This is a genomic window from Pseudomonas kairouanensis, assembly GCF_004682055.1.
Lineage (GTDB): Bacteria > Pseudomonadota > Gammaproteobacteria > Pseudomonadales > Pseudomonadaceae > Aquipseudomonas > Aquipseudomonas kairouanensis.
This window is the reverse complement of sequence record NZ_QUZU01000052.1, coordinates 22,927-40,786: the sequence shown is the minus strand read 5'-3', so window position 1 is coordinate 40,786 and position 17,860 is coordinate 22,927. Positions and strand designations below refer to the sequence as shown.

Sequence of the window (17,860 nt, the reverse complement as noted above, 5' to 3'; positions counted from 1 at the left end):
CTGGATGCGCGCCGCCGGCCAGCTCGGCAAGCAGCGACGAATGTCATCGCGCACAGCGTCGGACACGCCCAACAGGCTCAGGCGCTTGCGAAAGATAGAGGCAAACAGGCGACGGCCACGGCGCTGGTAATCACCAAAGGCGTGGTGCACGCCAATCACCTGCAATTTTGTCGCGAGCAAGGCGACATAGATCGGCTTGGCCCGGTGCGCGATGCAAAAGCTGAAATTGCGCGATGCGGCAATCTTGCGCATCTCGGCAATGGCGCTCAGCTTCAGGCCACGAATGGCCTTGGAGCTGTATTCCATGAACAACACTTCATCCGAGGCACACCCAGCCGCCACCTCAGGGTCGGCGACCCCGGTGAGAAACACCGTGGTCACCTTGTAGCCCGAGCCTGCGAACAGGCTGGCGTACTGACGGGCGCAATCGAGGAACGGCCCGTCATAGCCGTGGCAGAACTGCAGGACGTGGCGATCAGCCGAGCGTGTCATAAGGGTCCACGCCGTCCTTGACCACCAGAATGTCTTCCATGATCAGGTACTGCAGGTCGGAGCCGAAGAACATGTCCAGCGCGTCTTTGGGCGAGCAGATCATCGCTTCGCCACGACGGTTGAGCGAGGTGTTCAGGGACACGCCGTTGCCGGTGAGTACTTCCAGCTCTTTCATCATGTCGTAGTAGCGCGGGTTGTATTCGCGCTTGAGCACCTGGGCGCGGGAGGTGCCATCTTCATGCACCACTTCCGGTACGCGGGTTTTCCATTCTTCCGACACTTCAAAGGTGAAGGTCATGAACGGCGCCGGGTGATCGACCTTGATCATCTGTGGGGCCACGGTGTCGAGCATCGACGGGCAGAAAGGCCTCCAGCGCTCGCGGAACTTGATCTGGTGGTTGATACGGTCTGCCACGCCGGTAGCACTTGGGCAACCGATGATCGAACGACCGCCCAACGCACGCGGGCCAAACTCCATGCGGCCCTGGAACCAGGCCACCGGGTTGCCGTCGACCATGATCTTGGCGATGCGCTGGGGCATGTTCTCGATCTTGCGCCACACAGGCTTGCTCTCGTGCTTGGCGCACGCAGCGATCACGTCTTCGTTGCTGTAGGACGGGCCGAGGTAGACGTGTTCCATCTTCTCCACCGGTACACCACGGGCGTGGGACACGTAGGCCGCCGCGCCCACCGCGGTACCGGCATCGCCAGACGCCGGCTGCACGAACAACTCCTTGACGTCGTCGCGGGCAATGATCTTCTGGTTCAGCTTCACGTTCAGCGCGCAACCGCCAGCGAAGGCGAGTTTGCCGGTGTCTTTGAGGATGTCGCCCAGGTAGTGGTCGATCATCTGCAGCGCCAGCTTCTCGAACAGCGCTTGCATGCTGGCCGCGTAGTGGATGTACGGCTCGTCGGCGATGTCACCTTCGCGTTTCGGGCCCAGCCACTCGATCAGTTTTGGCGAGAAGTAGAACCCCTTGCCCTTCTCTTTATAACGACGCAGGCCGATGACGTTGGCGTAGTCGGTGTTGATCACCAACTCGCCGTTCTCAAAGGAGGCCAGGCGCGAGAAGTCGTATTTGCTGGCGTCGCCGTACGGCGCCATGCCCATCACCTTGAACTCGCCGTCGAGCATCTCGAAACCGAGGAACTCGGTGATCGCACCGTACAGGCCGCCCAGGGAGTCCGGGTCGTAGAATTCCTTGATCTTGTGGATCTTGCCGTTCTCGCCGTAGCCGAAGAACGTGGTGGCGTACTCACCTTTACCGTCGATGCCGAGGATCGCGGTTTTTTCCTGGAAGCCCGAGCAATGGTAGGCGCTGGAGGCGTGGGCCAGGTGGTGTTCAACCGGTTCGATCTTGATTTTCTTTGGATCGAAGCCCAGTTGCTCCAGGCACCAGACGATCTTGTTGCGGTAGCGCTTGTAGCGACGGTTGCCCATCAGGATCGCGTCGAGGGCGCGGTCCGGGGCGTACCAGTAACGCTTGGCATAGTGCCAGCGGGCCTCGCCGAACAAGCTGATCGGCGCGAAAGGGATCGCGACCACGTCAACGTCGGAAGGCTTGATACCGGCTTGTTCCAGGCAGAACTTCGCCGACTCGTAGGGCATGCGGTTCTTTGCATGCTTGTCGCGTACGAAGCGCTCTTCTTCGGCGGCCGCGATCAGCTTGCCGTCGATATACAAGGCTGCGGAAGGATCATGGCTAAGGGCGCCGGACAGGCCAAGAATCGTCAATGCCACAGGGGTCTAGCCTCTTTTAGTCTGCATGCAGGCGGGTTGCGCCTGAAAAAAGTGTGCTTCCCGCCTGGGCAGGAAACAGCTAAAGGGCGGGATTATAGCGTAAAAGCGGTGGGAAGCTGTTAGCGGCAAGCACCAAGCCGAACAGGGATGGGCCCAAAGCCAGGTGGGATGGTTCTAAAGTAGCGGCCTCAGGATTCGTTAAACCGTGAAACAATCGCTAGACTCCCGCGTTTGCCCCACCCAACCTGGTTTCCTGATGAAAAAAGCTGGTCCTGCTCACTTCACTCTTATCGCCGGCATGCTCGGTTTTTGCAGCGCCGCGATGGGCGATGACACGCCGCTGGTGCTCGACCCCAGCGTGGTCACCGGCTCGCGCAGCGCCAGCCCGACGTTCGACCTGCCCTACTCGGTCGACAGCATCAGCCGCGAGCAGATCAGCGACGGCCAGCTTGGCATCAACGCTTCCGAAGCCCTGTCCCGCGTGCCCGGCCTGGTGGTGCAGAACCGCCAGAACTATGCCCAGGACCTGCAGATTTCCTCCCGCGGCTTTGGCGCCCGCTCGGCGTTTGGCGTACGCGGCCTCAAGCTGATTGCCGACGGCATTCCCGCCAGTACACCGGATGGCCAGGGCCAGGCAGCCACCTTCAACCTCGACACCGCCGAGCGCATCGAAGTGCTGCGCGGCCCGGCCGCCACCCTGTATGGCAGCAACGCGGGCGGTGTGATCCAGATGTTCTCCCGCGACGGCGAAGGCCCGCCGCGTATCGGTGCCGAAACCCTGGTGGGCAGTGACGGCATGAGCAAGAACCACCTCACCGCCGAAGGCGCCGCCAACGGCGCAGGCTTTGTGCTCGATGCATCACGCATGGACACCGACGGCTACCGCGACCACAGCAGCGCCCGCCGCGACCAGACCTTCGCCAAGCTCAACTTCCAGCCCGATGACGACAGCAAGCTGGCGCTGATCTACAGCAGCCTGGAGCAGAACGGCACGCAAGACCCGCTGGGGCAGAAGTGGGAAGACTACAAGGCTGACCCGCGTTCGGTGGCGGCCGGCGCGCTGAGCTACAACACGCGTAAAAGCATCGATCATCAGCAATTGGGTACCAATTACGAGCGGTATTTTGGCGATGCGACGTTGCAGGTGAATGCGTATACGGGGCGGCGGAGTGTGATTCAGTACTTGTCGATTCCCAAGGGCACACCGGCCAACGAGCGCGGTGGCGGCGTGGTGCAATTCGACCGTAAGTTCTACGGCGGCAGCGTGCGTTGGATGCAGCCCATCGACAGTGCGCCGGGCGAACTGATGATCATCACCGGCCTGGACTTCGACCAAAGCGAAGACAGCCGCCACGGCTATCAAAACTACAGCGGCACCACCTTGGGCGTGAAAGGCGCGCTGCGTCGTGATGAGATCGACACCGCACGTAGCCTCGACCCTTACGTTCAGGCCAACTGGGCCTTGGGCAACTGGACCCTGCAAGCCGGTGTACGCCATAGCACCATGGAACTGGACGTTGACGACCAATACCTGAGCAACGGTGACTCCAGCGGTAGCAAGACCTACCAGAAAAACACCCCGTCAATGAGCGTGATGTATGCCTTCACGCCCGAGCTGCACGGTTACGTCAGTGCGGGCAAAGGTTTCGAAACCCCGACCCAGGCTGAATTGGCCTACGCGCCGGGCAATGTCGAAGGTTTCAACTTCGGCCTTAAACCGTCTGAAAGCACTCAATACGAAATGGGCCTCAAAGCTCAGGTGAACAACACGCGAATCAACGCGGCGGTGTTCCAGATCACCACGGAAGATGAACTGGTGGTCAGCCAATCCCTTCAAGGCCGTACCAGCTACCAAAACGCCGGCCGTACCCTGCGCCGCGGCTTCGAACTGGGCATCGAAAGCCAACTCAGCGAACAGTGGAGCACCAACCTCGCCTACACCCGCCTGCAAGCCACCTACGACAGCGACTTCGTCAGCGGCGCCAATACCGTCGACAAAGGCAACTACCTCCCCGGCGTGCCACAAACCACCCTGTTCGCTGAACTCAACTGGAAGCCCCGCGACTGGGTCAGCACCGCCATCGAAGGCATGTACCGCAGCAAGGTCTACGTCGAAGACACCAACAGCCAACGCGCCGCCCCGGCCTACAGCGTGTTCAACTGGCGTGCGCGCTTCGAACAGAAAGTCGAACACTGGACCTTCCACCAGACCCTGCGCCTGGATAACCTGCTGGACCGCCAGTACGTAGGCTCGGTGATCGTTGGCGACAGCAACAGCCGCTACTACGAAGCCGCCCCAGGCCGCTCGTGGTATGCAGGAGCTGGCGCCGAATACACCTTCTAAAGCCACCACATTTTGACCGAGTTGGACAGCCATCCATTTTTCAGCAAGGAACGCACATGAAACCCCTCGCCGTTATCGTCGCCCTCGGCCTGCTCACTGGCTGTAGCCTTAAACCCGCCAAGAACGGCCCCGAATTCGGCGAGTTGCTCAAGCTGCCACCCCTGGCAAATTCGGTGCTGCGCGACGGTGACGTACTGAGCTACCAGGTCCATGTGACGCCCAGCAAAGGCTCCAACGTACCGGATATCGCCCAGGTCCGGGCCTCCTGCGCCACCCCAGAGGCGAGCCTGCTGTTTCTGGAATCCCCAGGCAGCCTGGCGCCGAACGGTCAGCCCGTGCGCTTTACGGTCATGCGCACCTTCGCGCCAGAAGCGGTGGGTTATCTCAAGCAGAACACTGCATTCATCGAAGCCTGCGCCACCACACCACGCCCCGACTGGCGGGTTGTCAGCGGCGCAGCCACCGAGCGCCAGTTGCTGATCGACCGCGCCAGCCTCAAGACCGTGGGTGACAGCGTGCAGGTGTGGGCTGCGATTGATGAGCCGTTCATCCTCACCAACAAGCTCAAGAAGATGCCCTACACCCAGACCCGCCTGCACTGGCAGGTCAGCTGCGGGCGCCAGGTCTATCGCACCCTGGCCACGTTCGGCCTGAACGAAAACAACGTAGTGACCTTCGGCAACATCGAAACCTCGCCGAAGGACCAGCCATTCAGCAGCGCAGAGACCGACGCCCAAACGCTGCTCAAGGCCGCGTGCTCACCAACACTCGCGCAACTGCCCAACGCCACGGCGCGCACCAAGTCCGAATACGTACTGACCCCCGCCCCAATCTCGCCAGACATTGAACAGGCGATCAACGCACTGGGCATGCCCGCCCCCAGCAAGACACTCCGTCATCTGACGCAGAAGCGCGACATGGGCTACGGCCCCATGAAAATGGACCTCTACCTCGAACCCAAGGCACAAAGCGGTCAACTCAACATCCGCAACGTCACCGAGTATTCAACCTACGCCACCACCACCTGGCGCGGCCTGTTCAACCTCACGTTCCAGAGCCAATACAAGATGGATGGGATCAATGTCTCGTCCGCCAGCCACCTGCAGCAACTGAGTTTTATCGGCGACTGGCAGCAGATGCCGGTGGGCGCCACCCTGGGCTACAGCACCGTCGAAATGAACCGCACCACCACCCAGGATGATCGCGAGCTGATCCGTAATACCCGCTGCGTGGTGAAACGCGAGTTGCCCGCCAGCAAAATCAACAGCGACCTTAGCGGTACGGCCAAGGAGCTCAATTGCACCATCACCGGTGAGAAATACAGCGGTACCAGCACCGAGTTCTACTTGCAGGATTATGGGTATTTCTTCACCAGCCAGAACGACAGCGCGAGCCTCAAAATGCGTTCCACCCTGGTGAAGGCTGAATAACCCGCTTCAGTGACGCTCCAGCACGCGACGACTGGCAAAGCTGAAGGTCAACACCGCAAAAATCAGCACGCCGGTCGCCACCTGTTGCCAGTAGAAATTCCAGCCGATCAACAGCAAGCCGTTGGCAATCACGTTGATAAACAACACCCCCAGCAGGGTCCCGGGAATATTCGCCCGGCCCTGTCGGCTCAAGGTGGTGCCGATAAATACCGCGCCGATGGCGTTGAGCAAAAACGCGTTGCCAGACAGTGGCACGTAGGCGCTGACCGTCGTGCTGAGCAGCACCCCCGCCACCCCGCACGCCAGTGCGGTCGCCAAGGCCACCACGGTGACGATACGCCGCACCGACAGCCCCGAGTAATACGCCAGCAACGGCTGGGTGCCCTGGGCCAGCAGCTCACGGCCCAGGCGACCACGGGCCAACGCCAAGCCGTAAAACAATGCCAGGCCCAAGACGATCAACAGCGGCGTGAGCCCTGTCAGTTCAGGCTTTAAACCTTGGGTGATGTAGATCGGCTGGCCGCCATCCGAAAGCAGTTGCTGAGCGCTGGTGCCGATAAACAAAGTGCCCAAGGTGGCGAGGAACGGACTGATCCGCAGCCCAGCAATCAGGCCTGCATTCACCCCGCCCACCAGCAATGCGGCAAGCAAAGCGCCGGTCGCGGCAAATGCCCAGCCATGCCCACCATTGAGCAACACCACAAAACTGAAACTGGCGAAATCCAGCGCCGTGCCCACCGACAGGTCGATGCCCCCGGCTGCCACGGCGTACGTCATGCCGATGGCCACAATCGCCAGCAGCACGAAATTATTCAGCACCAGGCTTTTCAAGTTACCGCCGCTCAAGAAGCCTGGCGCCTGTAGGGCAAACACCACGACGATCAGCGCAAACACCAGCGGCAAGGTCAGCGGTAACAACGCACGCAGATTCATCAGCGGGCTCCTCGATTCAACGCACTGGACGCAGCCACCACCAACAAGATCAACACGCCCTGCACGCCATTGACCCAGAAGCTCGACACATTGAGCAGTTGAAAACCATTGATCAAAAAGCCGATCAGCAACGCCGCGAGCAAGGTGCCCGGAATGCTCGCCACCAGCCTTCGGGAAAACACCACGCCAAGGAAGGCAATCGCCACCACCGACAGCAGCATGTCGCCGGAGCCTGTGGTGCTGCCGCTGAAAAACGCCGCCGAGCACAACGCCGCCAGCGCCGCACACAGCCCCGACAGCGCGTAGCTGGACAGCACGTAGCCCGGCACCCGAATGCCTGCAGCTTGCGCGGCCTGGGGGTATTCACCCACCGCATGCAAGCGCAGTCCGTAGGCCGAATGCTGGATCAACAGCGTCAACACACCCGCCGTGAGCAGCAACACCCAGGCCAGGGCCGGCACGCCCAGCCAGGTGCCGCCGCTGAGCAGATCCAGCAGCGGCGAATCGGTGGACACCACGGTGTTTTCCGTCAGCACCAGTTCCAACCCGGCCAACACGTTCATGCTCGCCAGGGTCGCCAACAGCGGCGGCAAGCGCAGCACCACCACCGCCAAGCCATTGAGCAGGCCGACCGCCAGGCCACAGGCCAAGGTCAGCGGCAGGGACTGCCACAGGTCCAACCCGGCATTGTTGAGGCGACTGAACACCGCCGCACACAACCCCAGGTTGGCCGCGAGCGACAAGTCCAGCCCACCGGCCACCACATTCGAACCCCCGCCGATGATCACGCAGGTGAGCCCGAATGCCAGCACGCCAAGAATTGCCGACTGGCTGAACACATTGGCCACATTGCCCACCGACAAGAAGTTCGGCGCAGCCACGGCGAACCCCACCAGGATCGCCAGGAACACCCCCACCGAACCGCGCCGCAGAATCGCCTCAAGCATGTTCGACCTCTCGCACAGGTGCAGCAGCAGGCACGGCTCCAGTGGCGCAGGCCAGCAACTGATCGCTGTCTGCCTCCCCCGCCCGGAACTCGCCAGCGATCTCGCCGCGATGCAACACCAGGATCCGATCGCTGATTCCCAGCAGTTCAGGCAAGTCCGACGACAACACCAGCACTGCCGCCCCCTCTTCCACCAGCCGCCCGATCAAACGATAAATCTCCACCTTGGCGCCCACATCCACGCCCACACAAGGCTCGTCCAGCAAGTACACCGCCGAGCGGCGGCTCAGCCATTTGCCTAAGGCGACTTTCTGCTGGTTGCCCCCGCTCAATTGGCTGACAGCGGCCTGCGGGCCAGGCGCCTTGATTGCCAGTTCATCGATCAAGCGCAGGCTCTCGGCCTGCTCCCGGCGACGACTCAGCAAGCCCCAACGGGTAAACCGCCCAAGCCCGGCCAGCGTCAGGTTCTCCAGTACCGACAACTCCGGCGCGATGCCCTGGCTGCGGCGTTCTTCCGGCACCAGCGCGATGCCCTCGGCAATCGCCTCGCCCGGTGACCGCAGGCGCAGCAGGCGCCCGCCCAGGTGGATGCTGCCGCTGTCCGCGCGCTCCACACCAAACAGGGTCTTGAACAGTTCCTTGGCGCCCGAGCCCACCAACCCGGTGAGCCCCACAATTTCACCGCGACGCACCTCCAGGTCGATCTGCCGATAACGCCGCGCCAGGCTCAGCCCCCGCACCTGCAATAAAGGCTCGCCCAATTCGACCGTCGCCTTGGGGTACATCTCTTGCACTTCGCGGTTGACCATCAGCCGCGCGATCTCGGCACTGGACGTATGCCGGGGCGCTACCACCGCCACATCGCGACCATTGCGCAGCACCGTCACCTCGTCGCACAGGCTGTCGATCTCTTGCAGGTAATGGGAGATATACAAGATGGACAAGCCCTGATCACGCAGGCGCTTGACGATACGCAGCAACTGGTCGACCTCACGCTTGACCAGTGCCACGCTGGGCTCATCGAACACCAGGATCTTTGGCTGGCGAATCAACGCCCGAGTGATTTGCAGCACTTGGCGCTCGGCGCTGCTCAACTCGCCCACCCGCGCACCGGCCGGCAATTGCAGATCAAAATACTGCGCCAGCAATCGGTCCGCTTCGCGCTGCTGGCGACGCCGATCCACGAACGGCCCCCAGCGCAATTCATGCCCGAAAAACAGCGCCTCGCCCACGGTAAAACTGGCAGGCAGCAGCCGCTCCTGGTGGATGAACTGCACGCCCAATTGATCGACCTGGCGCGGCGACAGCGCCGCGTACGCCCGGCCGTCGATGCTCACCTGCCCCGCGTCGGCCTTGTGGATGCCAGCCAGCACCTTGATCAACGTGGACTTGCCGGCACCGTTCTCGCCCACCAGGCCATGGATGGTGCCGCGCTCCACCTTGAGGCTCGCGCCATCCAGCGCCAGGGTAGCGCCGAAGCGCTTGTGCAGGTTGTGCAGGTGCAACGCCGTCATCAGTCACCCCGCAGTTGCTGGACCTGCGCCAGGTTGCCCGCAGTGGTCAGCAGCGTCGGCACGTGGGTTTCCTTGGGCAGGTCACGTTGCCCAGCCAGGTAACGCGCCACATTCTGTACGGCGGTCTTGCCGATCAGCGCCGGTTGCTGCGCCACCACCGCGCCCACTGGCGAATTGGCCTGGCCAAGCAGCGCCAGCACTTCGGGGGTGCCATCGACGCCGTAGGTTTTGATCTCGGTGCGCTTGGCATCGATCAACGCCTTGCTCGCGCCGAGTTGCGGGATATCCCACGCCGACCAGATCGCCGAGACACTGCCCGCCGGGTATTTGTTGAGCAGCGCCGACACCTGGGAATAGGCGTCCTGCACGGTGTTGGGGATCACATCACGCAGTTCAGGCTGAATAATTTCAAGTTGCGGGTAATCCTTGAGCGCCAGCTTCAACTGGTCATAACGGATCGCACACACCGGCACGCCGTAGAAGCCGTTGAACACCAGGATCTTGCCCTTGCCGCCGCTGTCCTTGATCAATTGATCGGCCAGGGCCTTGCCGGTGGCGACGTTATCGGAGGTGGTGTTGTTCAGGCTGTACTGCGACGGCGCGTCGATGGTGAACAGCGCAATTCCGGCCTTGCTGATGCGCTTGAGCCAGGGGTCGATGACACTGAGGGTGCCGAGGGTCTGGATCACCGCATCGGGCTTCTGGGTGACCACGGTTTGCAGCTGGGTCACCAGATTCTTGTCGTTGCGCCCCGCGTCCAGGGTGATGGGCGTGCCCCCCAGGCGCTTGATCTCATCGACCTGGGCCTGGAACGCCTTGATATCAAAATAGTGACTGGTGCCGGTCATGCTCACCGCGATGCGCTTGCCCGCCAGGGACGGCACGTCGGCGTCGTCGGCGGCGTGGGCTGCGCAGCTCAGCAGCATCGCGGCGCCAAGGCAGATCAAACGGGAAAGCGAGGAAAGGCTGGAAGGCATACAGGGCTCCGCTGCAAGACCGGTGAAAGGGTTCACCGGAAGGCATTGCAGAGCCCGTGCCAGGATTTTTATGCCTATATATCAGTTAGATAGCTAGATTTAGCAAAAGCAGCCTGTCGCGATTGCCCACCAACTGTCCGATTGCTGTTGCTCAGCCAACACCTTTGTTATCTGGCCCAACTCGGTCAAATGTGGGAGCTGTCGAGCTTTAGCGAGGCTGCGAAGGCGGTGGTACTGCTGGCAGATATCCTGCGCCTGAACCACCGCCTTCGCGAGCAAGCCCGCTCCCACAGGAGATTGGCGGTGTGCCTGTATTTCGAGCTTGGCGCAGATTCAGATGCTGAGGGCAGGCTTGCCCTGCAACATAGAATCTCCCACACAAGCCTGGCCCTGCCTGGATGTTCAGTGCACCTGCTTGGGCAAACGCTGATCAATCAGCTTGTACAGCGCACTCTCCGGCGACCAGTTGCGCATGAACCGCGAACGGTCCTTGGCATAGGCCGCAGCGAAGCTGGCGACGGAGGTGTGTTGGCGCATGGCATCCAGGTCGATCAGCGACCAGCGGTCCTTGTCCCAAAACAGGTTATGCCCCTTGAAGTCGCCATGGCTGATGCGCTCGCGGATCAGTTCGGCGAACAGATGATCCAGGGCCAGCAATTCATCTTCCGGGGCATCGCCGTTCTCAACATAGGGCGCAAAGCGCTCGATGATGTCCGGCCCCGCCAGGTGCTCGGTTATCAGGTACGCCCGGCTGCGCAGCCAGAAAAAGCGCTTTTCCAGCACGGCCAGCGGCTTGGGCGTGGCGATGCCCAGGAAGGTCAGGCGGTTGCCCTCGCGCCAGGAATGCCAGGCACGGCTGGGGCGCCAGAAGCGCTTGAGCCAGTGGGCAACCCCTTTGATGTTGTAGCGCTTGATCACCAACGGGCGACCTGCCGCTTCAACGCGGGCGACCGTAGCGGCGCCACCGGTCTTGTACAGGTGGCCTTGGCCCAGCAGGGTGTCGGCCTGTTCCAGCACCGGCAGCAACGCGGCCTCTTCTTCGCGACGGATTGCGCGTAGGGCGAATGGCCCGCGCAATACGCTGAACAAGGTGCACTCGCGGCCGACTTTGTTGAGCAAATCCTTCAACCGCCAGGCGCTGACCTTGCGCACCTGCTTTTCCAGGGCTTCCAACGGCAAGGCGTGCTCACCGTTGCTCAACAGGTAATACACCAGCAGCTCTTCGGTAAAGGGTTCGAGGCTTTTTGGCAACTGGGCGAAGAACACACCGAGGTTTTCCAGCACGCGGTTGCGTGACAGTGGCTTGCCGGCTTCTTCGGCGCGAATGCCGGCGCCATCGATCAAATACAGTTTGCCGTCGTGGCGCAGCAGGTTGTCCAGGTGCAGGTCTTCCTGCCACAGGCCCTGGGTGTGCATGTGCGCAATCGCGCCCAACGCTTCGGCCAGCACGGTGGTTTGCTCGTCGGCCAACGGCGCCAGGTTTTCCACCGCCTGCCAGGCATCGGCCAGGCTTTCGGCGCCGTCGAGAAACTCGAAGAGCAGCCAGCCGCCCTCGCCGTCCTGCAAACCGTCGGCCAGCAGTGGTGGCGTGGTCAGGCCTTGCTCGGCCAGCAGGCGCACGCCCGCCAGCTCACGCTGAAAATGCCGCGCCGCCTTGCTGCCCACCAACAATTTGGCCAGTACCGGTCGGCCGCGCCACACCGCCGCGCCCACGTAACGCTCACCGGGCAGAACCCGCAGCAGGCTCAACAGTTGCAGTTGGCCAGGGCCCGCTGCATCGGCCAGCTCGATCGTCAGCGGCAGAGATGGGGTACGGCCGGCGGTTTTCAGCTCGGACAAACGCATCAACGGTTTTCCTTGTGGCTACGGCGGGCACTCAGGCGCTGGTACCAGGTAGCAACCAGCGCGCTTTTGTCCGGCTGATCGAGGTAAGCCGCCAACAGTTGGCGCACCTGTGCATCCGACCATTGTGGTGCGCGACGCAACAACGGTTCCAGGTCCTTGACCCGGTCCCGCCAGCCGAACAGCAGTGGGCGGGTTTTTTCAAGGTCGATCAACTGCGCGGCATACCCGTCGCCCGTGGCCCGCAGAAAAATATGCTTGGGGTAAAAACAGCCGTGCACTTGGCCAACACTGTGCAACTGGCGAGCCAGCTGACCGCAGGCCAGCAGGATCGCACGGTGTTGGGCGTCGCTCAGTTGCGACCACTCGCCCAGCAACGAATCCAGGTCATTCCAGCCGTCCAGGGCGCGGGTCAGCAGCATGGCGCGGTGCTCGCCCGCCACCTTGCGCTCGCCATAGAACGCGGCCTGCAACGCCGGAATACCGAGTTTGCGGTAACGGCTGATATTGCGAAACTCGCGGGAGAAACTCGGCTCGCCAAACGGTCGGTGCAGGCTGCGCGTCAGGTAGTTGCTCTGACGCTTAAGGTAATAACCATGGCCGTCCAGCTCCAGGCGAAACACGCTGCTCCAGCCGCCTCGGCTGGTGTTGGGTTCGTCCACTGCATCCAATTGCTTGGCCCACAGCGCATCGAACGTGGCGAGGCCATGGCGCTCCAACAGAGCACGGTCTTCAGCCGCCAGGAAATCACTCATTCGCGTCCCTCAAAAAACTTCACCACATGGCGAATACGCTGTTTGTCCGAAGCACTCAGGTGTCGGCGCTGGCGGTACTGCATGTAGAAACGCAGGCGCTGGGTGGCCGACAGGTGATACTTGGCCACCTTGTCCAGGCAGGCCAAGTCCTTGGTGATGCGGTACTTGAGCCAGAACCCGCGCCAGAAATCGCCGTTGGGGCAATCGATCAGGTACAGGGTCGACTGATCGTCGATCAGCAGGTTGCGCCACTTCAAATCGTTATGGGTAAAGCGGTGATCGTGCATGGTGCGCGTGTATTCGGCGAGCTGGCGGCTCACCGCATCGACCCATTTGGGGTCGCGCAGACGCGCATCATTGCGGTCGGCCAGCACCGACAGGTCTTCGGTACGAGGCAACTCACGGGTGATCATCGCCCCCCGATCGTAAGCCAGGCCCTTGCGCTCCAAACCCCAGGCCACCACGTCGGCGGTGGGAATCCCCCACTTGGCGAAGCGCTTGAGGTTCTGCCATTCGGACTTCACCCGCGGCTTGCCCAGGTAGCGCCGCAAGCCCTTGCCGGCGCCGGTGTAGCGCTTGACGTAGTAGTTGACCCCACCACGCTCCACGCGGATCACTTCCGACAACGGGTCACGGGTCAGCCGCTCGCCTTGCAGGGCGAAGACCGCTTCGAGGCTGCCAAAGTCATCCGCCAGGTTGGCGTAAGCAGGTTCCAGGTTCCAACCCGCCATCAGATCGCATCCCCGTAACGCAGCTTACGTGCATAGAGCTTGTCGGCCTTGCGCTGCATCAGGCTCAACGACGCCGACTGTTCGGCCAGGACCTGGCGCAACGGCTGGCGGAAGTAGCTTTTGAGAAAGCGCAGTTTGTCGCGCCGGGTCAGGCCGATATCGAGCGCCGAGTAGTACAGCGCCGAGAGGTCCTTGTCGCGCCAGCGCAGCGGCAGATGGGCACGCAGTTGGGCGCGGTGCAGGTCGATCACCGAGAGCTTGATGTCGCGGGCGTCGATGGGTTTGGAGGTGTCGAGCAGGAAATGGCACAGGTAACAGTCGCGGTGGTTGACGCCGCCCCGGTGCATGTCGCCGACCATACGCGCCAGCTCGAAGGTAAGGGCATGACGCAACGCAGGGGCCGGCGGTTCGGCCACCCAGTTGAGGGTCACGTCTTCCAGGCTCAGGGTCGGCGCCAGTTCTTCGGTGATGATGAACGAGTGCTGGTCGGCCGGGTTGCTGCCTTTTTCGCCAAAGGCCACGCCGGTCATGGTGGGTACGCCGAGGTCCTGCAGGCGATGGATCGCCGCCCACTCAAGGCCCGCACCCAATACAGGCAGCTTGGCGGTGATCAGGTTCTTGAAGATCTCACCCCAGCCGATGCCACGGTGGATCTTCACGAAATACGGGCGGCCTTCCACCACGGTGCGCAACGTGCGGCGCGCCGCCAGTTCGCGGAATACTTCGCCTTGCAGTTTCTCGACCTCGGCAAAGGCATCAAGCCCGGCCCATAAGGTCTTGAACGGTTCGGCAAGAATCAACTTCATCGTTTAGGCTCCGCCAGAATCACATCCGCAGCGTGCTGCGGCATGCTGTAGAGGTCGGCCGTCTCGGCGAAGGCCAACCCATTGCGGCCCCAGGCCGCGCGCTGTGCAGTGTCGGTGAGCATATGCGCCAGGTATTGGTTGAGCTGGCTCTGGTCGAACGGCTCGTCCAGCACCAACCCGCTATCGGCCTCGCTGATGTAATGGGCATACCCACACACCGCCGAGACCAGCACCGGCAGCCCGGCCACCAGGGCTTCGAGCAACACGGTACCGGTGTTTTCGTTGTATGCAGGGTGAATCAACAGGTCGGCGCCCAGCAGAAAACGCGGGATATCGCTGCGGCCCTTGAGGAACTGCACGTTATCCCCCAGGCCCAGCGTCGCGCTTTGCAGTTGGAATACCTTGGGGTCGTCCTGGCCGATTACAAACAGGCGCGTGCGTTTTTTCAACGCCGAGGGCAACGCCGCCACGGCCTTGAGGCTACGGTCGACGCCCTTGGTCTTGAAGCCCGAGCCGATCTGCACCAGCAGCAGATCGTCATCGCCCAGGTTGAACTCCTTGCGGAAACCCTCGCGAATTTCAGCGGCATTGGGCGGTGCGCGGCGGTCCTGGGCAATGCCCGGCGGCAGCAGGTGGAAGCGCTCCAGCGGCGTGTCGTAGTGCTTGATGAACAGTGGCTGCTGCACTTCGGAGATCATCAGCACTTCGGTCTTGGCGTCCTTGGCGAACACCGCGCGCTCGTACTCGGCAAAGTGCTTATAGCGGCCAAAATAACGGTATAGCCCGTGACGCAGGTTTTGCGCCTTGTCTTCAAAGCAGCCGTCGGCGGCGTAGTACACGTCCAGGCCGGGCATTTTGTTGAAGCCGATCAAGCGATCCACCGGGCGCTTGGCCAGGTCGGCTTCCATCCACGCACTGAGCTTCTCGTTGCGCCGATGGTTGAAGAACGCCTTGACCGGTGCCACCAGCACTTCGAAACCGGGCGGGATGTCGCCCTCCCAGATCAGCGTGTACACGCGAATGCTGTGGCCGCGCTGCTGGCACTCCAGGGCGATGCGCATGAAATCGCGCTGCAAGCCACCGAAGGGGAAGTATTTGTACAGAACAAAAGCCAGTTGCATCAGTGCAGCTCCTCAGCCAATAACAACGTGCTCAGTCGGCTGGCCACACGTTCAGGGTTCAGGCGCGTGAAGCACAGGGGCGACTCGCGCTTGACGTCGAACCGACGCAGATCGTCGGCCGTCGGTTGATAGGTACAGGTTTTTTGCAGGCACGGCGCACAGGGGAAGTCGCTACCCAGATGGATCTGACCCTTGCCGTAGGCACCGGTCAACCCTGGGTTGGTGGGGCCGAACAGCGAGATGGTCGGCACGTCCAGCGCGGCGGCCAGGTGGCCGAGGCCGGTGTCTACCGCCACGCAGGCGCGGGCGCCGGCCAGTACACGGGCCACGCCGGCCAGGTTCAGCTTGGGCAGCACTTCGGCGTTGCTCAGGCCTTGGGCCAGGCGTTCGGCGCGGGCTTTTTCGGCGGCGTTGCCCCAGGGCAGTTTTACGTCCACACCCAGGCGGCCCATGCGTTCGGCCAGCTCGCGCCAGTAGGCTTCAGGCCAGTGTTTGGTGTCCCAGGTGGTGCCGTGCAGCAGCAGCACGAAGGGCTTTTTCGGCGGCAGGCCGAGCAGCTTCTCAGTGCTCAAGCCGTAGTCACCCAGGGCCTTGGGCAAGTCATAACCCAGGGCCACCGCGAACAGCTGGCGCAGCCGTTCCACCGCGTGCTGCCCACGGGCCACGGCCAGGCGCCGCGAGTAGAAACGCGCAGCGATGGGTTCGCGGGCGGAATCTTTATCGAAGCCCGCCACCGGGGCGCGCACGTAGCGGGTCAGCCAGGCGCTCTTGAACAGGCCCTGGGCGTCGATCACCAAATCATATTTGGTCGACTGGACCTGCTGCTTGAAGCGCCGCCATTCGCCGCTCTTGATGGTCTGCCAGAGGTTCTTGCGCCAGCGACGAATCGCCACCGGGATCACCTTGTCCACCGCCGGGTGCCAGGTGGGGATCTCGGCGAAGCCTTCTTCCACCACCCAGTCAAAGCGAATGCCGGGGATCGCCCGCGCGGCGTCGGTCAGTGCCGGCAAGGCGTGGATCACGTCGCCCAGGGATGAGGTCTTGACTACCAATACGCGCAAACTAGCGGACCTCGTCCGTAGGGCTCTGCAGGCGCTGCAAGGCTTCGTTCACCGGCTGCGGCAGCAGTTGGCGCATGCAGTTGTAGTGGCCAAAACGGCAGGTGCGCTCAAAGCATGGGCTGCAGTCCAGGCCCAGGCGCACCACTTCGACCTTGTCGGCCAACGGCGGGGTGAAGCCCGGCGAGGTGGAGCCGTACACCGCCACCAAGGGGCGGTTCAGGGCAGCGGCCACATGCATCAGCCCGGAGTCGTTGGACACCACCGAGTCGGCGCAAGAAAGCAGGTCGATGGCTTCGGCCAGGGACGTTTCGCCACTGAGGTTGACCGACTCCTCACGCAGGCCGGGGATCAGGCGCTGGCGAATGTCTTCGCCCACCGGATGGTCCTTCTTCGAACCAAACAGCCACACCTGCCAGCCTTCACGGATCTTGGCCTCGGCGACCTTGGCGTAATGCTCCGACGGCCAGCGCTTGGACTCGCCAAACTCAGCGCCGGGGCACAGGGCCAACACCGGGCGGTCCAGGCTCAGGCCGAACTTGGCCAGGGCCGCGTCGCGGCTCACCGGATCAATCTGCAGGCTCGGGCGTGGATAAGGCTTGGGCAATTCGGCCCCCGGCGCATAGGCCAGGGCCATGAAGCGCTCGATCATCAGCGGGTAGCGGGCTTTGTCCAGGGTGCGTACGTCGTTGAGCAGCACGTAGCGGAATTCGCCGCGCCAGCCGGTGCGCTTGGGGATGCCGGCAAAATACGGCACCAGCGCCGACTTGAGCGAGTTGGGCAGCAGGATCGCCTGGTCATACTGGCCAGCCAGGGATTTACCGATGCGCCGACGGGTCGCCAGCTCCAGGGCGCCATGGCCGAGCGGGAAGCTCAAGGCCGCGCGCACCTCGGGCATGCGTTCAAGGATCGGGCGGCTCCACTCGGGGGCGAGCACGTCGATCTGGCAGTCGGGATGACGTTGTTTCAGGCACTGGAACAGTGTCTGCGCCATCACCATGTCACCGACCCAGCTGGGCCCAACGATCAGAATATTCATGTAGTTTCCACAAACGATGCGGGGAGGCTTATGCCTCCCCGCCTCGATAATTACTGTAGGTCATGGTTAGCCCGGTACTAGCTGTGTGTGGGAGCGGGCTTGCTCGCGAAAACGCAGTGTCAGTCACTGAA

The 17,860-nt window shown here is 62.4% G+C and carries 14 protein-coding genes and 1 pseudogene; 2 read left to right on the top strand and 13 right to left on the bottom strand.

The window, feature by feature from the left end; genetic code table 11:
* A pseudogene (locus DYL59_RS27425) lies at positions 1-492 on the bottom strand (glycosyltransferase); the annotation flags it as partial.
* A complete protein-coding gene (locus DYL59_RS27420) occupies positions 476-2,233 on the bottom strand; it encodes a carbamoyltransferase family protein (protein ID WP_122485498.1) in 1,758 nt (585 codons plus the stop codon). The gene DYL59_RS27420 and the pseudogene DYL59_RS27425, both read right to left, overlap by 17 nt.
* Positions 2,234-2,489: 256 nt before the next feature.
* Between DYL59_RS27420 and DYL59_RS27415 the strand changes: the two genes are divergently transcribed.
* Together DYL59_RS27415 and DYL59_RS27410 are read left to right on the top strand one after the other, a co-directional pair.
* On the top strand, positions 2,490-4,577 hold the full coding sequence (locus DYL59_RS27415; protein WP_135291959.1) for a TonB-dependent receptor family protein: 2,088 nt from the start codon (positions 2,490-2,492) through the stop codon (positions 4,575-4,577).
* Between the two features lie 56 nt (positions 4,578-4,633).
* Complete coding sequence (locus DYL59_RS27410) at positions 4,634-6,007, top strand: hypothetical protein (RefSeq protein WP_135291958.1); 1,374 nt, start codon at positions 4,634-4,636, stop codon at positions 6,005-6,007.
* A gap of 6 nt (positions 6,008-6,013) precedes the next feature.
* On the opposite strand, the gene DYL59_RS27405 is transcribed toward DYL59_RS27410, so the two are convergent.
* The 11 genes from DYL59_RS27405 to waaF all read right to left on the bottom strand — a co-directional run bounded on the left by DYL59_RS27405 (position 6,014) and on the right by waaF (position 17,729).
* Positions 6,014-6,940: an ABC transporter permease gene (locus DYL59_RS27405; RefSeq protein WP_135291957.1), complete on the bottom strand. Its 927-nt coding sequence runs from the start codon at positions 6,938-6,940 to the stop codon at positions 6,014-6,016.
* Positions 6,940-7,887, bottom strand: coding sequence for an ABC transporter permease (locus DYL59_RS27400; RefSeq protein WP_135291956.1), 948 nt, complete (start codon positions 7,885-7,887; stop codon positions 6,940-6,942). Before DYL59_RS27400 ends, DYL59_RS27405 begins: the two co-directional genes overlap by 1 nt.
* Positions 7,880-9,400, bottom strand: coding sequence for a sugar ABC transporter ATP-binding protein (locus DYL59_RS27395; protein ID WP_135291955.1), 1,521 nt, complete (start codon positions 9,398-9,400; stop codon positions 7,880-7,882). Before DYL59_RS27395 ends, DYL59_RS27400 begins: the two co-directional genes overlap by 8 nt.
* Positions 9,400-10,326, bottom strand: a complete 927-nt coding sequence (locus DYL59_RS27390; RefSeq protein WP_420359310.1) for a sugar ABC transporter substrate-binding protein — start codon at positions 10,324-10,326, stop codon at positions 9,400-9,402. The genes DYL59_RS27395 and DYL59_RS27390 overlap by 1 nt, the downstream gene beginning before the upstream one ends.
* Positions 10,327-10,779: 453 nt before the next feature.
* The gene (locus DYL59_RS27385; protein WP_135291953.1) at positions 10,780-12,222 is read right to left on the bottom strand and encodes a lipopolysaccharide kinase InaA family protein; all 1,443 of its coding nucleotides are present in this window, start codon (positions 12,220-12,222) and stop codon (positions 10,780-10,782) included.
* A complete protein-coding gene (locus DYL59_RS27380) occupies positions 12,222-12,974 on the bottom strand; it encodes a lipopolysaccharide kinase InaA family protein (protein ID WP_135291952.1) in 753 nt (250 codons plus the stop codon). The genes DYL59_RS27385 and DYL59_RS27380 overlap by 1 nt, the downstream gene beginning before the upstream one ends.
* Entirely contained in the window at positions 12,971-13,705 is a 735-nt protein-coding gene (locus tag DYL59_RS27375; RefSeq protein WP_135291951.1) for a lipopolysaccharide kinase InaA family protein, read from the bottom strand. Before DYL59_RS27375 ends, DYL59_RS27380 begins: the two co-directional genes overlap by 4 nt.
* Complete coding sequence (gene rfaP, locus DYL59_RS27370; RefSeq protein ID WP_135291950.1) at positions 13,705-14,511, bottom strand: lipopolysaccharide core heptose(I) kinase RfaP; 807 nt, start codon at positions 14,509-14,511, stop codon at positions 13,705-13,707. Before rfaP ends, DYL59_RS27375 begins: the two co-directional genes overlap by 1 nt.
* Complete coding sequence (locus DYL59_RS27365; protein WP_135291949.1) at positions 14,508-15,632, bottom strand: glycosyltransferase family 4 protein; 1,125 nt, start codon at positions 15,630-15,632, stop codon at positions 14,508-14,510. Before DYL59_RS27365 ends, rfaP begins: the two co-directional genes overlap by 4 nt.
* The gene (gene waaC / locus DYL59_RS27360) at positions 15,632-16,693 is read right to left on the bottom strand and encodes a lipopolysaccharide heptosyltransferase I (RefSeq protein ID WP_135291948.1); all 1,062 of its coding nucleotides are present in this window, start codon (positions 16,691-16,693) and stop codon (positions 15,632-15,634) included. Before waaC ends, DYL59_RS27365 begins: the two co-directional genes overlap by 1 nt.
* Before the next feature lies 1 nt (position 16,694).
* On the bottom strand, positions 16,695-17,729 hold the full coding sequence (waaF, locus tag DYL59_RS27355; protein ID WP_135291947.1) for a lipopolysaccharide heptosyltransferase II: 1,035 nt from the start codon (positions 17,727-17,729) through the stop codon (positions 16,695-16,697).
* Positions 17,730-17,860: the final 131 nt, after the last annotated feature.

Bases quoted from the DNA above. Each gene is read 5' to 3' on its own strand.
- waaF (WP_135291947.1), bottom strand. From the start codon at position 17,729: ATGAATATTCTGATCGTTGGGCCCAGCTGGGTCGGTGACATGGTGATG.
- DYL59_RS27365 (WP_135291949.1), bottom strand. From the start codon at position 15,632: ATGCAACTGGCTTTTGTTCTGTACAAATACTTCCCCTTCGGTGGCTTG.
- DYL59_RS27405 (WP_135291957.1), bottom strand. From the start codon at position 6,940: ATGAATCTGCGTGCGTTGTTACCGCTGACCTTGCCGCTGGTGTTTGCG.
- DYL59_RS27380 (WP_135291952.1), bottom strand. From the start codon at position 12,974: ATGAGTGATTTCCTGGCGGCTGAAGACCGTGCTCTGTTGGAGCGCCAT.
- DYL59_RS27375 (WP_135291951.1), bottom strand. From the start codon at position 13,705: ATGGCGGGTTGGAACCTGGAACCTGCTTACGCCAACCTGGCGGATGAC.
- DYL59_RS27390 (WP_420359310.1), bottom strand. From the start codon at position 10,326: ATGCTGCTGAGCTGCGCAGCCCACGCCGCCGACGACGCCGACGTGCCG.
- DYL59_RS27385 (WP_135291953.1), bottom strand. From the start codon at position 12,222: ATGCGTTTGTCCGAGCTGAAAACCGCCGGCCGTACCCCATCTCTGCCG.
- rfaP (WP_135291950.1), bottom strand. From the start codon at position 14,511: ATGAAGTTGATTCTTGCCGAACCGTTCAAGACCTTATGGGCCGGGCTT.
- DYL59_RS27400 (WP_135291956.1), bottom strand. From the start codon at position 7,887: ATGCTTGAGGCGATTCTGCGGCGCGGTTCGGTGGGGGTGTTCCTGGCG.
- DYL59_RS27410 (WP_135291958.1), top strand. From the start codon at position 4,634: ATGAAACCCCTCGCCGTTATCGTCGCCCTCGGCCTGCTCACTGGCTGT.
- DYL59_RS27415 (WP_135291959.1), top strand. From the start codon at position 2,490: ATGAAAAAAGCTGGTCCTGCTCACTTCACTCTTATCGCCGGCATGCTC.
- DYL59_RS27395 (WP_135291955.1), bottom strand. From the start codon at position 9,400: ATGACGGCGTTGCACCTGCACAACCTGCACAAGCGCTTCGGCGCTACC.